General features: G+C 44.1%; 15 protein-coding genes. 10 read left to right on the top strand and 5 right to left on the bottom strand.

The window, feature by feature from the left end; all coding sequences use genetic code 11:
* The first annotated feature begins 21 nt into the window (after nt 1–21).
* The 3 genes from AB4111_RS19800 to AB4111_RS19810 all read left to right on the top strand — a co-directional run bounded on the left by AB4111_RS19800 (nt 22) and on the right by AB4111_RS19810 (nt 3503).
* Nucleotides 22–576, top strand: a complete 555-nt coding sequence (locus AB4111_RS19800; protein ID WP_442032903.1) for a hypothetical protein — start codon at nt 22–24, stop codon at nt 574–576.
* 434 nt (nt 577–1010) lie between these two features.
* Nucleotides 1011–2306, top strand: coding sequence for a GntP family permease (locus AB4111_RS19805; RefSeq protein WP_442032904.1), 1296 nt, complete (start codon nt 1011–1013; stop codon nt 2304–2306).
* Nucleotides 2307–2336: 30 nt separating this feature from the next.
* Nucleotides 2337–3503, top strand: a complete 1167-nt coding sequence (locus AB4111_RS19810) for a glycerate kinase (RefSeq protein ID WP_442032905.1) — start codon at nt 2337–2339, stop codon at nt 3501–3503.
* Nucleotides 3504–3637: 134 nt separating this feature from the next.
* Here the strand turns inward: AB4111_RS19810 and AB4111_RS19815 are convergent, their stop codons facing one another.
* Complete coding sequence (locus AB4111_RS19815) at nt 3638–4684, bottom strand: CdaR family transcriptional regulator (RefSeq protein WP_442032906.1); 1047 nt, start codon at nt 4682–4684, stop codon at nt 3638–3640.
* 458 nt (nt 4685–5142) lie between these two features.
* On the opposite strand from AB4111_RS19815, the gene AB4111_RS19820 reads away from it, so the two are divergent.
* A complete protein-coding gene (locus tag AB4111_RS19820; protein ID WP_442032907.1) occupies nt 5143–9171 on the top strand; it encodes an S-layer homology domain-containing protein in 4029 nt (1342 codons plus the stop codon).
* A 143-nt stretch (nt 9172–9314) separates the two neighbouring features.
* On the opposite strand, the gene AB4111_RS19825 is transcribed toward AB4111_RS19820, so the two are convergent.
* Together AB4111_RS19825 and AB4111_RS19830 are read right to left on the bottom strand one after the other, a co-directional pair.
* On the bottom strand, nt 9315–10037 hold the full coding sequence (locus AB4111_RS19825) for a hypothetical protein (protein WP_442032908.1): 723 nt from the start codon (nt 10035–10037) through the stop codon (nt 9315–9317).
* A 243-nt stretch (nt 10038–10280) separates the two neighbouring features.
* Entirely contained in the window at nt 10281–10847 is a 567-nt protein-coding gene (locus AB4111_RS19830; protein ID WP_253442005.1) for a GbsR/MarR family transcriptional regulator, read from the bottom strand.
* 198 nt (nt 10848–11045) lie between these two features.
* Between AB4111_RS19830 and AB4111_RS19835 the strand changes: the two genes are divergently transcribed.
* The 6 genes from AB4111_RS19835 to AB4111_RS19860 all read left to right on the top strand — a co-directional run bounded on the left by AB4111_RS19835 (nt 11046) and on the right by AB4111_RS19860 (nt 16602).
* Nucleotides 11046–11921: a carbohydrate ABC transporter permease gene (locus AB4111_RS19835; RefSeq protein WP_442032909.1), complete on the top strand. Its 876-nt coding sequence runs from the start codon at nt 11046–11048 to the stop codon at nt 11919–11921.
* A gap of 35 nt (nt 11922–11956) precedes the next feature.
* The gene (locus AB4111_RS19840; protein WP_442033284.1) at nt 11957–12826 is read left to right on the top strand and encodes a carbohydrate ABC transporter permease; all 870 of its coding nucleotides are present in this window, start codon (nt 11957–11959) and stop codon (nt 12824–12826) included.
* Nucleotides 12827–12864: 38 nt separating this feature from the next.
* Nucleotides 12865–14238 (top strand): ABC transporter substrate-binding protein, encoded by a 1374-nt coding sequence (locus tag AB4111_RS19845; RefSeq protein WP_442032910.1) that lies wholly within the window; start codon nt 12865–12867, stop codon nt 14236–14238.
* Nucleotides 14239–14390: 152 nt separating this feature from the next.
* The gene (locus AB4111_RS19850) at nt 14391–15161 is read left to right on the top strand and encodes an HAD family hydrolase (RefSeq protein WP_442032911.1); all 771 of its coding nucleotides are present in this window, start codon (nt 14391–14393) and stop codon (nt 15159–15161) included.
* On the top strand, nt 15158–15496 hold the full coding sequence (locus AB4111_RS19855) for a DMT family transporter (RefSeq protein ID WP_339238744.1): 339 nt from the start codon (nt 15158–15160) through the stop codon (nt 15494–15496). Before AB4111_RS19850 ends, AB4111_RS19855 begins: the two co-directional genes overlap by 4 nt.
* A complete protein-coding gene (locus tag AB4111_RS19860; protein WP_442032912.1) occupies nt 15496–16602 on the top strand; it encodes a metallophosphoesterase family protein in 1107 nt (368 codons plus the stop codon). Before AB4111_RS19855 ends, AB4111_RS19860 begins: the two co-directional genes overlap by 1 nt.
* A gap of 534 nt (nt 16603–17136) precedes the next feature.
* Here the strand turns inward: AB4111_RS19860 and AB4111_RS19865 are convergent.
* Complete coding sequence (locus AB4111_RS19865) at nt 17137–18246, bottom strand: response regulator (RefSeq protein ID WP_442032913.1); 1110 nt, start codon at nt 18244–18246, stop codon at nt 17137–17139.
* Nucleotides 18243–21284, bottom strand: coding sequence for an ATP-binding protein (locus tag AB4111_RS19870; protein ID WP_442032914.1), 3042 nt, complete (start codon nt 21282–21284; stop codon nt 18243–18245). The genes AB4111_RS19865 and AB4111_RS19870 overlap by 4 nt, the downstream gene beginning before the upstream one ends.
* Nucleotides 21285–21336: the final 52 nt, after the last annotated feature.

Genomic DNA, 21336 nt, shown 5'->3' on the forward strand with positions numbered 1-21336 from the left:
TTGATAAGGGGAAATTTTGCTATGACAGATGAACGCTCCATCTATATTTTGCTTACGAATACAGGAACGCTGTTTACAAAGGTTATTCAGAGCTATACCCGAGCGCCGTATAATCACGCATCAATTGCATTTGACAAGGAATTATCCGAACTGTACAGCTTCGGTCGCAAGCATCCAAGTAATCCGCTGAACGGCGGATTTGTGAAGGAAGATATTCAGACAGGTACATACAGCAAGTATCCCAATACGACATGTGTCATATATGAGCTTCAGGTGACGGATCGTGAAGTGGAAAAGATGAAACGCGTACTGCACATCTTCATCCGCAGCCGCCAGAAATATATGTACAATCTGCTAGGTGTGATTGGTATTACACTGAAGGAGCCGGTGGAATTCAGCAACTCCTACTTTTGCTCCCAATTTGTAGCCGAGATTCTACAGCGTTCGGGCATCAAGTTGTGGAACAAGCTGCCTGCGCTGGTGACACCGGATGATTTTCGCCAGAGTGAACGATTGCAATTGGTCTATGAAGGGAAATTAAGCGAGTATACGCTAAGAAATGCAGAGCAGGAATAGGGTAGGTGCGTTGCGTGTGCTGATGCTTGCCAAGGAAATTCAACCATAAAACAGCCTGCTGCCACGGATGATGAGGCAACAGGCTGTTTGTGTACTTCATATAGGAGATGGTGAGAGCAGATTTCTAAGGAACACAGGACGTCTTATTTGGCCTCCCGGCCCTCTTTTGAAAATGTAAGGAACACTAGACACGTTATTTCCCGTAATCCCTTGATCAAACAGCTGCAAAAGGTTATTTATCCAGATATAGCGTGTCTCAGGTTCTTTAGATTTCTGTGGGCGTTTCAAACCGCTTAATAAGACTTCTCAGATTCTTTAGCGCTTGGTCTGTTTGTGCAAATGCACAATGAATTTCGTCCTTTCATCAATATTTATTATCGTCTCCAGCAACTATAATGAAAGCGTGTTCAACAAGTGCATGGGGGCAATTAATAATGGAACCTTTAACAATTAGCTGGATTGGCGCGCTGGCAGGACTGGCTATTGCCATCATTTTAATTTTGAGGAAGCTGAATCCGGTCTATTCTTTATTTCTGGGTGCAATTGTAGGCGCTTTAATTGGCGGCGCCAATCTGGAAGAGACCGTAAATATACTGGTGAATGGCACCCAAAGTGTCATGGGAACCGTACTCCGCGTACTGGCAGCCGGGGTGCTTGCAGGTGTGATGATGGAATCGGGAGCAGCGGAGACGATAGCGCAGGCGATTGTACGTAAGTTTGGCGGAAGCAAAGCGATTCTCGCCTTGGCACTGGCTACGATGATCATTACCGCGGTTGGGGTATTTATCCCCGTAGCCGTGCTGATCGTTGCACCAATTGCATTGTCTGTAGGTAATAAAATGGGCATATCCAAATTGGCCCTACTGCTGGCTTTATCGGGTGGAGGTAAGGCGGGGAACATTATTTCTCCGAACCCCAATACCATTGCAGCAGCACGAGGATTCGATCTGGACCTGAGCAACGTTATGCTGGCAGGCGTAATTCCCGCCATCTGCGGCTTGATTGTAACTGTAATTGTAGCTTCAATGCTCAAGAACAAAGGGGTTATGGTTTCTGACCAGGAAGCCGAACAGGGCGATATAGATACATCGAAGTATCCACCACTGAAAAAGGCCATTGTTGCTCCCTTGGTAGCGATCGTCCTATTGATGATTAATCCCATTGGCTCCATTGCTGGCATTGAAGCTTTAACCACCTTCAAAGTGGATGCGATGTACATCCTGCCGATTGCAGGCATCATCGGTATGCTGGCGATGGGGCAAGGCAGAAACATTGTAAAATATACAACTTCAGGGTTAAACAAAATGACCGCAACTGTGCTCATTCTAGTGGGTGCAGGCGGAATAGCAGGACTCATCTCTGCTTCAGATCTGTCAGGTCAGGTGGTGGGTCTAATTGAAGCGTCCGGCATGTCCGGTACCTTCCTCGCTCCGATCGCGGGCATTCTGATGGCAGCAGCAACGGCTTCGACATCGACGGGGGTTATCTTGGCAACAGGTTCCTTCGGTGATGCCATCCTGAACATGGGCACAGCACCGCTCGCAGCCGCTGTTATGGTGCACACCGGGGCTACCGTTATCGATTCCCTACCACAGGGGAATTACTTTCACGTGTCGGCTGACAGCATGAAGATGACAATTCGTCAGCGGATGGGCGTTATTCCATATGAAGCGATTGTGGGTGGCACGATGGCTATTGTCGCAACGATATTGTACGGATTTATCCTTTAATTCTTTAATTTAACGGATGGAGTGAGAGAGATGAGAGATACGGTAGAAAATAGAGGGATGACGTTTGTTCTGGCACCAGACTCGTTTAAAGAAAGCATGACAGCGAAAGAAGTATGTATCGCGATGGAAAAAGGATTGCGTAAAATATATCCGACCGCAGGATATATTCATGTACCCATGGCGGATGGCGGGGAAGGCACGGTGCAGTCCCTTGTGGATGCCTCCGGCGGTTCCCTTCACCAGCAAGAGGTGAGCGGACCATTAGGTCAGACAGTGACTGCCCAGTATGGCATTCTGGGTGATGGAACAACGGCGGCCATTGAGATGGCATCGGCCAGTGGCATACATCTGGTCACCAAGGAAGCTCGAGACCCGTTACGGACGACAACCTATGGAACAGGAGAGTTGATTCGGGCATGTCTGGATCTGGGTATCCGTAAAATTATTATTGGCATTGGTGGCAGTGCCACTAATGATGGTGGTACTGGTATGGCTGAAGCGCTTGGTGCGAAGTTTCTGAATGCACAGGGTCAACCGCTTGCGCGGGGTGGTGGGGCTTTGGATCAACTGGCTCAGATTGATGTATCCGGTCTGGATGAGCGTTTGAAGGAAGTGGAATTCATTGTCGTCTGTGATGTGACCAATCCACTCTGTGGGGAGCATGGTGCATCAAGGGTATTTGGGCCACAAAAAGGGGCTACCCCAGAGATGGTTGAGCAGCTGGATGCGAACCTGTCCCATTATGCAGATGTGGTGAAACTGCAACTGTGCAAAGATATTCGTGATGTACCAGGTGCCGGAGCGGCTGGCGGATTGGGTGCGGGACTTTTGATTTTTACACAGGCAGTGCTACGTAAAGGGATTGAAATTGTCATTGAATATACGGAGTTGCGTGAAAAATTGGTTGCTGCAGATGTGGTATTTACGGGCGAGGGCGGTATTGACTTCCAAACGAAATTTGGTAAAACGCCATATGGCGTTGCTCGGGCAGCCAAGGAAGCGGGTAAACCTGTGATTGCCCTTGCAGGCTTCGTGGGTGAAGGGATCGACACCCTGTACGCGGAAGGCATTGATGCCATATTCGGTATTGTGCCGGGGGCAGCGGATCTGGAGCGACTATTGCGGGAAGGCCCGGAAAATGTAGAGCGTACAACCGAGAATATTGCCAGGGTGCTGAAACTGGGTCTACTCTCTTAGATCAGTGACGATCAGGATCGTACGGGGAGTTACGTGATCGTATTGGAATGCGATGTAAAATGACGGGATACGGATATGCCTGAAATCAGGTGATCTGTGTCTCGTCTTTTGCTATTTTCGAAGCTGTTCTGACGTTATTGGTAGAACGCGAGTAGTCCGTGGGTAAGTTCAATGAGTTCCAGCAAATTACGGGGGTCTTTGCCCGTCAGGGTCAGTATGCGTTTAAGCCGATATTGAAGGGTATTGCGGTGAATATTGAGATGGTCTGCTGTCGTGGTCATGCTGCCGTTATGATGGATAAAACTGCGCAGGGTATCCAGCAGATCAGCTGTGTCCTCAAGTTTGCTGACGATGTTGGCATGAGGCGTTAAGTCAGCTGCGCTGAATCGTACCAGAAAGGGCACTTCCTCATACCGAATGATCAGCGAATCTGGTTGAAGTGCCAGCAGGATGTTCATCACAGACCGGGCCTGTTCATAACCGATGGCGATATTCGCTTCTTTTCGGCTGACGGCGATGAACGCTTCGGATGTGATCTGTCTCAAAGTCTGGATTGTAGGATCAACATCTGCTTCATTCTGAATCAGAATGATCTGTGTGTCGCCATCACCTTCAACAGAGAATGAAGGAACTTGGTGCAATATTCGGTTGATCTCAGTGTCAGCAGCCATGGATTTCCTGGGGAAACGGATATATAGAAGAATGGTGGGCAATTGCAGATCAATACGGTATTGCAGAGCTTCCTTTTTGACCTTTTGTGAGTAGGAGCCGGATTGGTTCAGCAGTCGTTCGATAAAGGCTTTTTTACGTGAAGCTTCATGGGCTATACTTTCCAATTGGTTACGCTGTTCGATCAGGAGAGATACGGTGGTGCGCACGATATTGCAGAAAGGCCGAACTTCATCCGGATGACCGGATATGCCAATGACTCCGACATGCTGCTGATTGATGAGAATCGGTTCGTTGGTGCCCATTTTCTCAAGTATGCCATCCCGCCAGACCTCAATCATGCTTCCTGTCGTCAACGCGCGGACAGCACCCTGATGAACGGTGCCCACACGTTCCTTCTGACCACTTCCAATAATAATGCCGTGCTCATTCATAATGTTGATGTTGTATGGAATGTCCTGCATCATTTTATCTACAATATCCTGCGCCTGTTTTTCCGAAAGCTGCAACAACAGAGCTCCTCCCCTTCCATATCATCGTGCAAAATGTACTTCTTCTCTAATTAATGATTCTGCCCGATATTCATATTGTGCATCTGAACGAAATTATAAAGAAATGGTAAGGCTTACACAAGCGAATTGGCTACAATAAAGAAATTGCTCATACCGTCACGTAGTTAATGACCAATACATTCACGACCGGCAGCACATTGTATGTGGATGGCGGGTACACCTTGATTTAAGAGTCTGAGTTATATAGGTCTATAAGAATATTATTTTAAAAATAAAATGATGAAATATGGCGAAAAAAATTGAGACCCACCCTGTTTTATACTACAGGGTGGGTCTTTTTCCTTTTATTTTCAATTTTTGTTTAGATTCTGTTTATTGCAGTGCACTACAATAGGCCTTACGTATCAGAGGTAATAAATTTATATGTAAAAAAACATGAGATCGGGAGGATCAAGTACATGAATTACAGAAAGCTGATAAGCTGCCTTTTAGTTGCGGTTCTGTTATTACAGGTGGTTAGCGTTGGTGGGGTTGCAAGTGCTGACCCGGTTACTCCAGTAGAGCAAATGAATGAATTAAAAAATTCAAATAAGGATATTGAAGAGATTGTTTTAAATCTTCAGAGTGTATTGGAAGATGACGGCATAATTGGTGTAGACAGTATATATAACGAGTTGGATAGTATTCAAAAGAGTGAAATCGCACGAGGCATGATACTCTTGCTACCGAGCGGGACGGATTACAGTAGTTCTGATCAGATTCTGGACGTTTTCCTTCTACTACACGAATTAGTAGTCCTGCCCAGAGAAAAAAATCCGGATTATGTCCAACAAATTTTGGATCATCTATACGACACTTCGTATCGAGAAGCCACTAGTTTTCTTCCTTTTGATCAAGCCGAACCAATGGTTGAAGCGAGTGCTAAATACAGCTTGTTGAAAGGCGCCGATAAGCAAATTTTTACGAATATTATCATGTTTGAACCTGTTATAGGGCCCAACCCAGATAAAATCCATTACCAGGGTCAGCTTGATGCATTAATAAAAACGCTGTCCGAATACCTTCCGATTAACGTTCCCAATGAAGGTTCAGTCATGAAGAAAACATTAACTGGCATGTATGAACACTACTTCATGACTAGTATGTTCAATGAGTGGAATCCCAATATTAGCGTTCAGCCATTTCCAGTAAATATGGATAAAATGTCTAATATAGATGACACAGAAAAATCCGAGCTGGCTCAGTGGATGATTGATCATAAGCCGCAAAACGGTTATGAAACGGTATCCGAAGTTCAGAAAGAATTTGATGCGTTTTTCGAACCCAATAGTTCAGCCTTGTTGGAGCAATTTAACGATATCAAAGAGAAAAAAGATCAGGATCCTATTACCGATTTCATCCCAGAAGTAATAGAGCTGCTTAGTAACAAAAATTTCATTGCTACTCCGGATTTTGAATCATTATCTGAAGAAGAACAATCTGAAATTGCAAAGTATATGTTGGAGGAATCAAGTCCGCCAGCATCTAGTAGGTATAAGAGTAAGGAACAAGTCCAATATGTAGTGCAGTTAGCCTTGCAAGCCTTGGAGCTTCCTCACAAAATTGGAGGAACTGACTCCAGAGAAGTCCTTGATGCATTTTTTAATAAACAAGCCGAACGAATACAGCAACAATTCAATGATATAGAAGCAGATGATGAATACTATGAACTTATTCACTATTATCTCAATTCCTCCGAAGTTGAAAGACGTATGGCAGCTTTTAGATATGAGCGTAAACTCACAAAAAAACTCAATATCTCGGAGATACTGAATTATACGCAATCAGCACTGGATGAAACCCCTTTTATTAACAAAGTAGAAACATCAGAAGAAATGTTGAAAAAGTTAATAAATATGTTAGAAATTCAGGGAGATATTGAGAGATATAATTCCGATGAAGACGTGGAGATTCCACTTGGAAAATTCCCGCTGGATGTTAGCAAATTGGATAATCTCAACTCTGAAGAACGAGAACAACTGGCAGACCATATGCTTAGCCAGAGACCACTTGGTGGATATGCAAGTTTTGAAGAAATTCAGACTGCATTTAATAAATTTTTCCCTGATGATAACGAAACCGATCCATTGACTGTCTTAAATACTGCAAAAAGTAACTTTGATAGAGATGCTATGCGTGTAGCTATGGAAAACCCGGATCTGGGTATTACTCTGCCTGATGGCTACGGCGCTCTAAGCTCGCAGGTCAAAAATTTCATTGCAGAGTTCCTGATTCAATATGTAAATAAAGATTACAAAAATAAAGAACAAGTTCAATATATGATGGAGCTTGCTGTTCTGGCCCAATCTGTTTGGGAGCAAAAGCAACTTGTTACTCTTAAAAACAAGCTGGATGAACTTTCGCAGAAGTTAGCAGATTTGCCAGTGTCCTTTAATGATCAACAAAACGAGAAATTTCGTAGCATTGGTAAAGAGTATTTGAAACGAACCAACAAAGTAGATAAAAGTGTTTTTGCTTATAGATACTTGTATTCAATAGCCTACGAGAGGTTAGAAGGGGATTTCCAAGGGGATATCGTGGAACCTATGGTTGTGCTGGGGCTCTTGACTACGCCATACCAGTCTATCGATAAGGCTACCAAGGTTGATCGAATGGATCAATGGCTTGATTCAGCTATGAATGATCGAATTACAGGTGAAGCATTCTTTAACAAATACAAATTTGATCGTACAGGTGCCCTTGATTTATCCAAAAGAGCAGAGCTTAGTCCTGAAGACCAAAAGGAATTGGCAGAATGGTTACTCACTGAACAAGACAGCTACGAGACTGTTGAGAATCTACAATATGTATTTAACCGATTCTTCACGGCTCCTAATGTAAAGGGGAATGACATCAATAACACCCTAACGGGCTTGGACGACATGATGGAGATTTCCTTTGACAATAAGTTGCACTGGATTGATGTTGCCTCTATTCAGAAACTTGATTTTAGCGGTAACAAAACGGTGTGGGTTCGTTACAAAGCAATCAGCGATGAACTGCCAGGTCGCGCCGTGAAGATTGTCTTTACAGCGAATGGAGATAGCAACACTGATAATGGCTCAACGCCTAACCCAGGTGGAAGTAATGGGGGCGGTTCTACGTCTACACCTGTAACCTCCACACCTGTACCAACAACGAAACAAGAACAGATCGTGGTTGACGTTAACGGAACGAACGGTACCAACTTGACCAAGACACCGATCACCCGTACAACCGAAACCAACGGCACGATCAAAGACTTGGTGAAAATGACCGAGGCCATCGCCAAGGAATCAGTGGAAAAAGCAAAACAATTGAACATGAACACTGCACGCATCGTGATTCCAGACACTAAAGATGCCGTGTCCGAGACACGTATTGAAGTACCCAAGGCGGCGGTGAAAGAACTGAATGATGGTTCGCTGAAACTTGAAATCTCTACTGAAAATGTAGTGATCTCCGTTCCGACGAATTCCATCGCCGGATTCGATCAAGACTTGTACTTCCGTGTGGTTCCACTGAAAAAAGAATCGGAGCGCAAAGAAGTTGAAGAACGTGCGAAGAAAGAGCAGTTGATTCAACAGGTTGCTCCGAATGCGAATGTACGCGTACTGGCTCGTCCGGTAGAGATCGACACGAATATGCAGAGCCGCGAGGTAACACTTACGTTGCCACTGCGTGACAGTCTGCCGACTGATCCGGCTGCTCGTCAGCAGGCTTTGGACAACCTGGCGATCTACATCGAACACAGTGACGGCACCAAAGAATTGATTCAAGGCAAACTGGTGCAACTCGCAGATAACAGCGAAGGCATCGAATTTACCGTGAGTAAATTCAGTACGTTCACCCTCGTTGTTGTGGATGGGTTGAAAGCTTCACAAAGTACACATCAACCGTATATCCAAGGTTTTGGTGCAGATTTCCGTCCAGATGCATTCGTAACACGTGCACAAATGGCAGCCATGCTGGCTCGTAATCTTCCAGCTGAAGCGGCAACAGGTTCCACGAATAGCGTGAGTTACAAGGATGTATCTGCGACACATTGGGCAACAAATGAAATTCAAAAAGCTCAATCCGCTGGCATTATGAACGGCATGAGCAACACTCAATTTGCACCGGAAGGTTCGATTACCCGTGCACAGATGGCTACCATTGCATATCGCTGGATGCAGAATCAACAAGCAAACACAGCAACAATGACAGGTACAGCAGTTTCCTTCACAGATGTATCCGCAGACTTGTGGGCAGCAGATGCGATTGCATACGTGCAATCCGCTGGCCTGATGGTGGGTTATAACGATGGGACATTCAAACCGGATAGCAAGTTGACGCGTGCAGAAGCCGTGAAAGTGCTAAATGTAATGTTCAACCGTACACCACTCACTGGTGCAGTTACGCCAACGTTCAGTGATGTACCAGCAACACACTGGGCATATGCAGATATTGAAGCTGCTGCGCAGAAGTAATATCTGTTACAAATGCACAGAGCTCAGAATGCAGAAAAAGAGCAGGTTATCGATAAGATAACCTGCTCTTTTTTTGCATCTATGAGGTCAATAAAAGGCGATCCGAGGTACAACGGACTCACTTTTGAATTCATGGTAATTATTTAATTATTATTGAACATGGGCTCTGTTCGGAGCAAATAGTTACCTCTAACTTCTGCCGCCCAATATGCAAAGACCTCTCTCCATTGAACACTGTTAAAGAAATCCTCTACGGATTGATTCTCGGAATCCCAATCTACAAATATGTTGAGAGGTGTAATTCCTCCAGCCCAGATACCATTACTGACGTCTGTTCCCGTCTCTCGAACTAATAAGATTGGAATGCCGAATTGAAAAGCCATGGCAGGTTCAATTTGAGAAAAAGTAGATCCTTCCCAGAACGGCGTACTCGTTGGTGGACCACCCACATTGGATTGAAGAATTTGAACAAAAAATCGTTGGAAGTTGATTGCGAGCAAGCCATAGCTTGAAAAAACCAAGCGTCGTATATTCGTCAGGATATTTTCCGGATATTGTTCGCTCACGGGCAATGTGCGGGGGAAGAGCAACGCATCTTCAATTTCTGCAATAGGACGGTTCAGAAATTGTTCTTGCAGATCATTTACCGTGTTGGTTGTACTCAAAAAGATCGGAATACGAAAAGCGCGATCTACGCATTCATTGATAGCCGAGGATGTGTCCTTTTCATTATGGGTGAGCTTGGGGACTGAGGAGGAAGTCCTTGCGTTACCGCGGACAGGTGGGAGTTCAGATATAATGCTTACGGGAGAAAGCTTTTTCATGGGAATTTGCTGAGTCTTAACCTTATTTTTTGGATTACTCAATGTTCACATCTCCAATGCATAAGAATCTGGTTTTTATTTAGTCCCAGTCTATGCATTAGCCCATTTTGTGTTACCGATTGCCCAAATACAATGCCGACGGTGATGTAATCGTTAGTCCATTAAGAACTTTTTCCTTGCTTTGTATCAAAAAAACGGCATAGGGTTTGTTCCCATACCGTTTTGGAATTACTTCTTATTCAATCTTGTCTTTGAGCGTATCTCATTTAATGCGGTTACTGCACATTAGTCGTTTTTCTGAGGAGAACTCTCGTAAAACTTACCGTCCCGCAACTGATCCACGAATCCTTGTAACCAGACGTAATATTGCTCTGCGTGTTGGAGTTTGTGCAGATCACGCAGTGCATCATCTCGATCTTCGGAAGAAGTATGCTCCGAAAGAATCATGGCCGACAGGTCAGGGATGACCTCACGAATGCCTTCTAACATCACATCCACTTCCCGTTGGAGCTTCGATCCGAAGAAATTCTGGAATGTACGATAAAAGTCCGTCTCTGCCAGATACTGATCCTGGCGCTCCTTCTTTTCCTCCAGTTTATAGATCATCTGTGACTCCGTAAGTGACCGAACCGCATAGCTCATGTTGCTCTTGCTCATATTCATCGAGGTCTTCATCTCTTCAAGTGTCATCGGTCGATCTTCAAAATACATGATGCCGTATAATTTGCCAAACGTATGATTCACCCCATACAGATCCATCGTATTGGCGATGGCCTCAATGACTCTCTCCCTCAGCGCATGCCGATCAGGTAACGAAGAATGATTCGGGTTCCCGGCAGTTTCTTTTCCCACAATGTCACCTCTGGTTTATGATAGCGTTCCCACTAGCTGCCTCATATTTTACATGACTTGCTCCAATTTTAACATAAGCCGGAATTAGAATTTTCAATACGAGTGTACAATTAATTTTGTACAGAAGAAATATAAAGCTGATTATACTCAAAAATTCCCAATCGTTAAAGAAAAATTGAACAGTAAGGAGTGGGGGATTTGCGTTTAAAACTATGGAGGGAGTCTGAGGCGGTTCTATTCACGCTGCCAGCTCTAATCCCGTTGCTGATCTTCTGGCTGGGACCTCTGGGATATATCGTTTATCTCAGTTTCACCGATTGGGACTTCATGAGCACGGACAAGCTGTTCGTTGGGTTGGACAATTACAGTTATCTGCTGACAAACTCTGAGTTCTATCGATCACTGAAAGTCACTTTGTTATTCGGACTGGGGAGTGTAATTCCAACCATTGTAGGCGGATTGGCGCTTGCGATGCTCATGAATAGCAAGATCAAATCATCCGGCATCTTCCGAACATTACTCTTCTCACCATGGGTTACCCCGACAGTTGCGGTGTCCATTGCATGGTCCTGGATCTTCGAGCCTGAAGTGGGACTTGCTAATCTTATGCTGGGTTGGGCTGGTGTATCTCCGATTGGGTGGTTGCGTGATGCTGACTGGGCACTGTTTGCCGTTCTGATCGTCACCCTCTGGAAGTCGATTGGGTGGGCAATGGTATTTTATCTCGTTGCACTACGAAATCTGCCGTCCGATCTGCTTGAAGCAGCTTCGATCGATGGGGCCAACGGTTGGGACAAGTTCAGAAGTATCACATTGCCGTTGATCTCACCAACAACATTCTTTCTCTCGATTATTCTTACTATCCAGTCCTTGCAAGCCTATGATCAGATTAATGTCATGACGCAGGGTGGACCGGCGGGATCAACGAGAACGTTACTGTACATGTATTACCAGTCGGCATTCGAATCTTTTAATGTGGGTGAGGCTTCGTCCATCGCCGTTGTGATTATTCTGATCTGCGTGTTGCTGTCGGGTGTATCCTTCCTGCTTGGCAGACGTCTGGTGCACTACTAATGACAATGACGTTGCCTAACAAAAAGTCTAAACGGATGAAGCGCAAGGAGTTGCAGAACGTGTCACAACTGAATTTTAAAATAAGTAAATTGATCCGCTACCTTCTGTTAGCCATTATCGCGCTGGGTACAGCCTTTCCCTTCTATTGGATGGTCATTAGCGGGTTCAAAACCAATGATGAGATCTGGCAGTTTCCGCCGACCTTCTGGCCGGAGACGTTCTTGTGGAGCAACTATGTGGATGCCTGGAATGCGGCACCCTTTGCCCGTTACATCCTGAACAGTACCGGGGTAGCCTTAGCCATCTGTCTATTTCAGATCGTCAACTCCAGTATGATGGCGTACGCCCTGACACATATGAAATTCCGTCTCAAAGGTGTACTGACATCCCTGATTCTGGTGGGTTATATGATACCAAGTACAGCCGTGTATCTGCCCAGTTACCTGGTGCTTAGCGAACTTAATCTACTAGATTCCTACACGGGCTTGATTGTATCCAACTGTGTTAGCGTGTTCTCAATCTTCTTGATCCGGCAGGCGTTCATGCAGGTATCTCACGAATTGGTGGAAGCTGGACAGCTTGACGGTGCGTCTCACTTCCGGATTCTCTGGACAATTATCACGCCGCTTGTTCGCTCAAGCTTCGCCGTGATGGTTCTGATTACGTTTATTGAACAGTACAACAACTATTTCTGGCCTATGCTCATCACCAAAGACCCTGACTTGCAGCTGGTATCGGCTGGTCTGCGCAGTTTCTTTGTAGAAGGCGGGGCATATGGACTTGCTTGGCCACAGATTATGGCTGCGAGTGCCTTCACCATTGCACCCCTACTTATTCTTTTCCTGTTCACCCAGAAGACCATCATGCAGAGCGTGAATATCACGGCTGGTGTGAACAAGAACTGATATGAATCACCATTTCACCTAAAACGGGAGGAACGACAATGAACTGGAGTCAAGCAAGCATGACATGGAAAAAAAGATTGAGGTTGAACTGGAAGGGTGGCATGTCGCTGGTACTCGCGACCAGCTTTGCTCTACTGACCGCATGTGGAACACAAGCACCCGCAGAATCAGGCACGACGGCTGCTGCCAGTGGAACCGAAGTTCAGGCGAAAGATCCGGTGGAGATCGAGTTCTGGTATGGTCTGGGTGGTAATCTGGGCGATAACATGAAAAAGACGATTGACGCGTTCAACGCCTCACAGAACGAAGTCGTTGTGAAGGGAATTGTACAAGCAGATTACACGGAGACGGAACAGAAGCTGCAAGCAGCGATTGCTTCCAAGAATGTTCCCGCTGCGGTACTTAGCTCCAATATAGACTGGGCACGCAAAGGGTATTATGCGCCCATGGATGAGATGATTGCTGCTGATCCGAATTTTAAGAAAGACGATTTCATTCAGACATTCCTGAACCAGGGACAGGTGGATGGTAAGCAATACTTTTTACCAATGTACGGTACAACCCAGATCATGTATTACCGCATGGATACGTTCAAGGAGAACGGGATCGACCCAGCAAGTTTGACGACATGGGAGAAGCTGGCTGAGGCGGCTGCGAAGATGAGCAAGCAAGAGAATGGCAAGACCACCTTCTACGGTTGGGAACCGATGTGGGGCAGCGACAATATGATTGATGCCGTGCTGGGTAAGGGCGGCCAGATTCTTAGCGACGATGGCAAAACCGTCATGATTGATTCCCCGGAATGGATCGAGACATGGGAGCTGTTCCGTAAATGGATTAACGAAGACAAGATTATGGGCATTCATTATGGAGGTCAGGGCTGGGAGTATTGGTACAAAACGATTGATGATGTGATGAAAAATAAAGCAGCAGGTTACACCGGATCTAGTGGTGACCAAGGGGACTTGGACTTCAGTGTAGTTGCTGCGATGCAACAACCAGGCTGGGAAGGTATTGGTGAAGGAAAACCGGTAGCAAGTGCGATTTCGGCAGGTATTCCGTCAGCGGCAAGTCCAGAGCAACAACAGGCAGCATACCAATGGCTCACGTATTTCTCCGAAACTTCGAACACAGCTTCATGGTCCATGAACACCGGATATATCGCAGTACGTCAATCGGCTCAACAAGATCCAGAGTTCATGAAATTTAGCGAGGAAAATCCACAGATCACTGTACCACTGCAACAGGCAGCTCACGCCTCGGCTCCATTCCAGGATCCAACGGGTGGCAAAATCAATGATGCATTGAAAGATGCAGCTGATCAGGTGCAGATCAATAATATGCCAGCGGAACAAGCGCTGAAGGAAGCGAAGGAAAAAGCACAGAAAGAACTGGATCGTGTAACGAAATAACGATATCGATGAACGGCTTTCACGAGCTTTGGTCGTGAAGCTGCTCGACTTACAAGCAAAACGTATTGCTATAAGTAACTCATGCGGAAAGGGCGGTACATGCTGTACCGTCCTTTCCGTTCATACAAGATCGCAGACAAGGAGTTTAACCAATGCAAGAAGAGATATATGTAGACGGATTAACATTTCCGATAGAAGCTGTTTTGTTCGACAAGGATGGGACATTACTTGATTTTACGGGCATGTGGGGGTTCTGGACCGATTGTGTGTTGGATCGCTTCAGAGACCAGCTAGCTACCCGGGGACTGTGTATCAACACAGAGGAACTTCCACAGATCTGGGGTACATTCCACGATGACCAAGGCCGAATGAATGGGTATGACGTGCGCGGGCCGCTTGCGATGGGAACCATGGATGAAGTGTACGCCGTGTTAACATGGCATGGATATCGTGCGGGTCTCAGCTGGGCGGAAGCCAAGATGATGGTTCGGGAGTGTTTGGCGCAAGCAGAGGAAGAGATGGAGAAGCATCGTCCGGCACGTCCGTTACCGGGAGTTCGAGAATTCCTTGAACAGTGCCGTAGCGAAGGCGTGGTTATGGGTGTCGTGACGGCGGATGATACACCTAGTGCAGTCAAGCACTTGCAGTGGATGGGGCTGGATTCCTTCTTTGACGTAGTGATTGGTACCGAACTGGTGGAGCGAGGTAAACCATTCCCCGATATGCTTCTGCTTGCCTGTGAACGGTTGGGAATACCTGTACAGCATACGGTGGTTATTGGAGATACGGACGGAGACATGGAGATGGCACGAACCGCTGGTGCAGGATACAGGATTGGGATTGGAGAACCGGGAAGAATCCGCTTGGCGGACAGAACGATTCAATCATTCCATGAATTGCTGAATGGCGGGCTGAATCGATGACGAACAGTCACGCCTACTTGGGCTGGGTACTGTTGGCACTGGCCATTGGTCTGGAGCTGAGCGCTACCATTTTGCTAAAAGTATCGGATGGGTTCTCACGGTTCTGGCCTTCGGTGTTGATGTTTGTCTGTTATGCTGCAAGTTTTACGTTTCTTAATTATGCAGTGAAGTATATGCCGCTGGCTGTGGCCTATGCGATCTGGTCTGGCGTGGGCATTACGCTTATTGGCGTTGTGGGGCATTACTTTTTTGGTGAACGTCTGCGGCTCAATTCGATAGTATGGATCGGTTTTATTCTGATTGGCATTATTGGACTGAAATGGAGTGATTCTTGATGAAAAATGAACATACACCGGAGCAACCTATTGCCAGCTTCCAGGTCATTACGGACACACATGTGCGAGATGAGGCAGACCATATTCATAACCGGCATCTGGACCAAGCATTAGCCGACATAGCTACATTCAGTCAGGGGAGCAGCGGAATTATGCATGTGGGTGATGTGACGGATCGGGGGCTGCCGAGCGAATATCGTGAGTTGCAGCGTATATGGAAGCAACATGCGGAGAGCTTGCCGGACATCCGGTACACGGTAGGGAATCATGATATTGGAGCTGTGATATGGCAAGATCCGCCGATCGTTTTGCTTGAGATGAAAGAGGACGAAGTAGCCGAGTTGTTGGAGCAAGAAGCAGATATAGAACGGGTCACAACACAAACTGCTGCTGAATCAGCTGCACTGATTGAGCAACTATCCGGCGGGACTTATACGTTGTCTGCTACCCCTTCGGAGCAGGAGGATCAGGATGGGCGACCGATCTCTTCAGGAGTCGACCCCATGACGGTTGCCGGGTTATGGCAGCGTCGGTTGAGTGATTTTGAAGCGATAACCGGCATGAAGGGCTCTTACCACGATCATTGGATTGATGGGTATCATTATATATTCCTGGGCACTGAACAACCTCACCCGAAGGATTGCGATATGTCAGTTGAACAGTTGGAGTGGCTGGATGCAAAATTGTCTGAGCGTGCAACGCCAGATCATCCCATCTTCCTGTTCTTGCACCAGCCGCTAATGGATACGGTAGCTGGATCAATGAAGGAACAGGGATGGTATGGTGTGAATCAGGATGCGGAACTCAAAGCCGTTCTAGAAAAATACCCGCAAGCAATTCTCTTCTCAGGCCATACCCATTGGCAGTTGGAGGCGCAGCATACGATGTACGATGGTGCGGGCCACATGCCAACGATGTTCAATGCTTCGTCTGTAGGTTATCTCTGGACGGATCAGGATGAACATCTGGAGGGCAGTGAAGGACTTCATGTGGAGATTTATAAGGATCGAGTCGTTGTGAAGGGACGGAACTTTGTTACAAGCGAATGGATTGAGGGTGCTGAGTTTACGGTGCGATATCCGAGTGTAGCGCATATTCTTGGATAATTAGGATGAGGGGCACTCAAAGAGTGTCCTTCAGATTGTCGAGAAACCCGGTTCTCCTTCGAGAGTTGGGTTTCTTTGTTATCAAAGTACTCGTATTCTCCTAGAAAGGCAGGCCAAGGAGGCCGTTCAGCGGATTGCTGGGATGCTTGCGACCGAAAGTACAACCCGGTTAACTCCCTGTCAAATGAGATTGATGCGTGATTATATGGTGCTCGGGTGAGCTGGTGGGTTCAGCAACTCCTGCTTCTGCTCCCAATTAGTAGCCGAGATTCTGCAACGTTCAGGCATCAAGCTGTGGAACAAGCGGCCTGCGCTGGTGACACCGGATGATTTTCGCCAGCGTGAACGATTGCAACTGGTCTATGAGGGGAAGTCGAGGGAGTATACGCTGGAAATTTAACGTTGAACAGACTGCTACCGGAGAACATTGCATCGGTAACGAACGCTAACAAAGAATTAAATTCAATTAAGAAGAAACGAATGAGGAAATTGCATAATCTACCAATCCGTTACTTATCTTGGTCTTATGTTAATTTACGTATTGGCCAGATATTCGTTAAATCTCCTATAAATCCTTTCGGGAACAGAAAGACTTATTTCAGCTAATTTGGCCTGTATAGTTTCAAAGAATTTTAAACAATCTTGTTTTTTGTTTTGTTCAATTAGGAATTCTAATAATATAAACATATATTGTTCATTGAATTCATCTAGTTCTAGCAGCATTTGTAAGCAATTGTATTTTAATAAGGGATTAACTGAGTTTGTGCAAGTGACATATTGTTCAAGTGCATGCAATACGCCCTGCTTTAACCGGAGTCTTATTTGGATAGCCCATAAGTATTCCTCCTCCACTAAAAAATCTCCCTCATAGCAATTAATTAACTGTTGAATCGATTTTTCATCATGTTTTTCCCGTTCTAACAATTGATAGAGTTCCTCATAATCACTTTCAATTTCAACATTTAATTGGTAGTGATTATTTACTAATTGAATTGGATCTTGTATTCCCCTTTCTTTTAAAAGCTTTCTCAATTGATAAATAGATGTATGTAAATTACTTGAGGCCTTTTCAAAGTCCAAATTTCGCCATAACTCTTCTGCGATGATGGCATTCGACATTGGTCTTTTTTGATTAAATAATAAGAACAAAAAAAGTTCGCGAACCTTCCTTGTACGCCATTTTACTACCTCCTGCTGAGGATCAAGCAGATAAAAACTGCCTAAAGTATGAGCATATAACAGGCTTTTTTTATTCATAGGGGGCACCTTAACTTGTAAATGCGATTTTTTCTGGGCTTTTGTTAGCGCTTTAATCAAGCGCTTTTCATGTACAGGTTTTAATAAATAATCGGTAGCCTCTACTTCAAAAGCATCCACTGCAAATTGCGAATGTGCTGTCACAAAAACGATTTGTAGGGAGGGGTGTTTTTGTAACATTTGTCTAGCTATTTGCATACCGTGCACATCGATCATTTCGATATCCAGAAATACAAGTTCAATGGTCTCTTTCTCCAGAAAGCCAAGGGCATCTACTGCATTTGTAAATGTCCCTTGGATTGAAACCTGGAATTGCGTTAACCGTTTAATCATAATACTTAATACATCGATTGCCATTTTTTCATCATCAACAATAATTATGTTCATGCTCCACCACCCTCTGGTAATAAAACGACAATAGTTGTTCCCTTTCCTTCCTCGCTGTATAGACGTAAACTTGCATTTTTCATTAATTTGAATTTCTTTAATGGGTTCATAAAACCAATACGTGTGCTTTCTTCATTAATCAGCTTCTGAAGTTTTTCCTCAGGAATACCTACACCATTATCATAGATTTTAATTCGGACAAATTGGCCTTCCCGTTGAATACTTACCTCAATTGTACCGCCTTCTTGTTTCTTAGAGATCCCATGGAAAACAGCATTTTCAACTAATGGCTGAATGGAGAGTGCTGGAATCATTAATTGAATGGACTCATCAATATCATATTTAATATTTAAACGGTCACCAAAACGCATCTTTTCAATATATAAGTATGCCTTGACAAGCTCTACCTCTTCTTCGACAGAGACAAAGTTATTTCGGTAATGGACATTGAGTTTGGCACGGAAGTAGGTCGCAAGACAGTAGAGTGCTTCTCGTGTGTTGTTCATATCCGTATAGCTTAAACCAATAATTGTATTCAGCGTGTTGTAGACAAAATGCGGTGTGACCTGTGAATACAAATAATTCAGTTCTACTTCAATTGCATCAATTGAAGATTGACGGATGGCTAACAGAGATTCAATACGAATAAATAGTTTATCCATTAAAATAGGTTTCTGTAAGTAATCATTTGCACCAACTTGTAAAGATAACACTAAATCAGAATGCTTCATGATCGCTGTTAAGATAATAATCGGTAGTTCCAACATATCATATTGTTTTCGTACTTGCTTACACAGCTCATAACCTGACATTCCATTCATCATTAAATCGATTAACATACAATCTACCTGATTCGTCTTAATATAGTCTACTGCATCGAAACCATTATCTACTGCAATTACAGTATATCCCTTAAGTCGTAACGCCTCAGCTAAAACTTGTATATTGACATGGTTATCGTCCACCACAAGTATCTTTTTATTATTTCCTTTATACATGAGTGGCAATTGAAGCTGTAATTCTTTAGCTCTATGCCCGGTAGATGATTGCTCAATGCTCATATGCTCGCCATTAGCAAGTGGCATTGTAACTGTAAATGTAGTACCTTCTCCTACCGTACTTGTAACATAAATCTCGCCTGTTAACTTTTCGACAATGTTTTTAGTGATACTTAATCCCAAACCGAGCCCTTCTTTTTTATGATTATTTCCTTGATAAAAGGCATCAAAGATACGGTCTATATCTGGTGCCGGAATACCACAGCCTGTATCTCTTACTTGAATGACCATCTGATGTTGATGGACATAAGCTGTCACAATGATTTCTCCAACTTCTGTATATTTAATGGCATTGTGCAGCAAGTTGTATAGAACCTGCTTAAAACGTAATTCGTCTGTGTACATATTCGGTAAATTCGAACCAACCTCTGCATCAATACTTACTAGGTGATTCATTGGCATCACACTACGAATTTCTAACACAACTTCCGTAATAACAGAGGGTGAAACAATAGAAGGGACAACCCTTACTTCTCCTGTCATTTGATTCGAAGAGAACAACAAATCCTCTACTAAATGTCCTAAACGCTGAGTCACACTATGAATTAAAATGACTTGCTCCTGTTGAGCCCGTTTTAGAGGGCCTTGAGCTCCTTCCATTAAGGACTTTGATAAATTTAAAATACCGTTAAGGGGTGTCCGTAATTCATGAGAAGTTTTCAGTAAAAATATATCCTTCATTTGATTATGTGCGAGCAATTCCTCTGATAAGGCCTGGATTTTTAAAATAGTCTGGTTTGCACGGGAATTTAATAACGAAGCAAATCCGAATAATATTAGTAAAAATAATGCGAATTCTGTGTAATCTATGGGAACGCCCATCATAAAGTTAAAAGTCAGTAAAAGGGTATAACAACTAATAGCCGAAATCACGATTAGAACATAACGAACGCCTTCAAGGCGATGTAACATTACTTTAATAAGAGTCCATAGATTATAGAATATGACTGGAGCCGTAACACAGATATACGCCATTTTTCTAAGGAACAACTCCAAATCTGAAGAAGCTCTGTGATTTTGGGTAATTGGGTTATAAATACCATAAAAAATAATTACAACCCCAAGTAAAATCATAAACATATATATTGTTTTTCTTCTTTGTACTTGCGGGTACATCGAATGAATAAACAGCGTTAAAGTTAGTAGCGCTATCGGAATAATACTGAGCTGTAGACGCAATTGATTGAAGGGGGAGATATCGGGAAATAACAGGAAAAACACTTTTTGATTGATAAATGACATATACAGTCCCAATGAAATGGTAAAAAGACCAAAAAATAATTCTTCTTTGCGTTTACGATTCTGTAAAAATGTAAAGATATAAATGATTCCGAATAACACATGCCCAATAGTTACTAATGCGTCTAAAAATACTTTCCAACGATATTGGTGCTGGATGACTTCCATCGTACCAAATTCAATAGGATAGACAATACCAGCCTGTGGGGAATTATAGTTGGTTACATGGATAACAATATTCAGTTCTTTATTTTCGCTACGAGCAAAAACTGTATATTTATCATCATTCTCGGATCCATATTCACTTAAAACTGTGCTTGTCTTCCCCTTTGCTCCTACCTCTACATCATTTATAAACACACGATTCGCTTGACGAATAGTCCGTATAAACAAACCGTAGAATCCCTCCGTTGGTACATGTACCTTGACATAATAGGTCCCAACTGAAATTCCCTCTTTATTGGGCTCTACATACTCTCTCCAGTTAAATGGCACATCAAGTGTGATTCGTTTATTCTGATCGTTATTGATCTGTTCCAAAGAAGGAATTAAAACGTTTGGATAGAAATCCCAATCGCCTTCCAGCTTAACGGGTCTTTGTAATTGCTCGGTGGATATCTTTACCATTCCATCTTGTACAATTTTGGAATGGTTACTGGTAATATAATGCCAATTGCCAAGTGAAAAGACACTAACAAACAGCATGATAATACTCAAAATGATTAGGATATTCCTTTTCACTATCATGCCTCCATATATGAGTGAATTCTTATGTATGTTTACATCATAGGGT

Origin of the sequence: Paenibacillus sp. 2KB_22 (genome assembly GCF_052115745.1) — a bacterium.
Classification (GTDB): domain Bacteria; phylum Bacillota; class Bacilli; order Paenibacillales; family Paenibacillaceae; genus Paenibacillus.

Excerpts from the sequence above, each read along its gene's own strand:
- AB4111_RS19800 (WP_442032903.1), top strand. The coding sequence starts at position 22 with ATGACAGATGAACGCTCCATCTATATTTTGCTTACGAATACAGGAACG.
- AB4111_RS19805 (WP_442032904.1), top strand. The coding sequence starts at position 1,011 with ATGGAACCTTTAACAATTAGCTGGATTGGCGCGCTGGCAGGACTGGCT.
- AB4111_RS19860 (WP_442032912.1), top strand. The coding sequence starts at position 15,496 with ATGAAAAATGAACATACACCGGAGCAACCTATTGCCAGCTTCCAGGTC.
- AB4111_RS19845 (WP_442032910.1), top strand. The coding sequence starts at position 12,865 with ATGAACTGGAGTCAAGCAAGCATGACATGGAAAAAAAGATTGAGGTTG.
- AB4111_RS19850 (WP_442032911.1), top strand. The coding sequence starts at position 14,391 with ATGCAAGAAGAGATATATGTAGACGGATTAACATTTCCGATAGAAGCT.
- AB4111_RS19865 (WP_442032913.1), bottom strand. The coding sequence starts at position 18,246 with ATGAACATAATTATTGTTGATGATGAAAAAATGGCAATCGATGTATTA.
- AB4111_RS19820 (WP_442032907.1), top strand. The coding sequence starts at position 5,143 with ATGAATTACAGAAAGCTGATAAGCTGCCTTTTAGTTGCGGTTCTGTTA.
- AB4111_RS19855 (WP_339238744.1), top strand. The coding sequence starts at position 15,158 with ATGACGAACAGTCACGCCTACTTGGGCTGGGTACTGTTGGCACTGGCC.
- AB4111_RS19840 (WP_442033284.1), top strand. The coding sequence starts at position 11,957 with ATGAAGCGCAAGGAGTTGCAGAACGTGTCACAACTGAATTTTAAAATA.
- AB4111_RS19810 (WP_442032905.1), top strand. The coding sequence starts at position 2,337 with ATGAGAGATACGGTAGAAAATAGAGGGATGACGTTTGTTCTGGCACCA.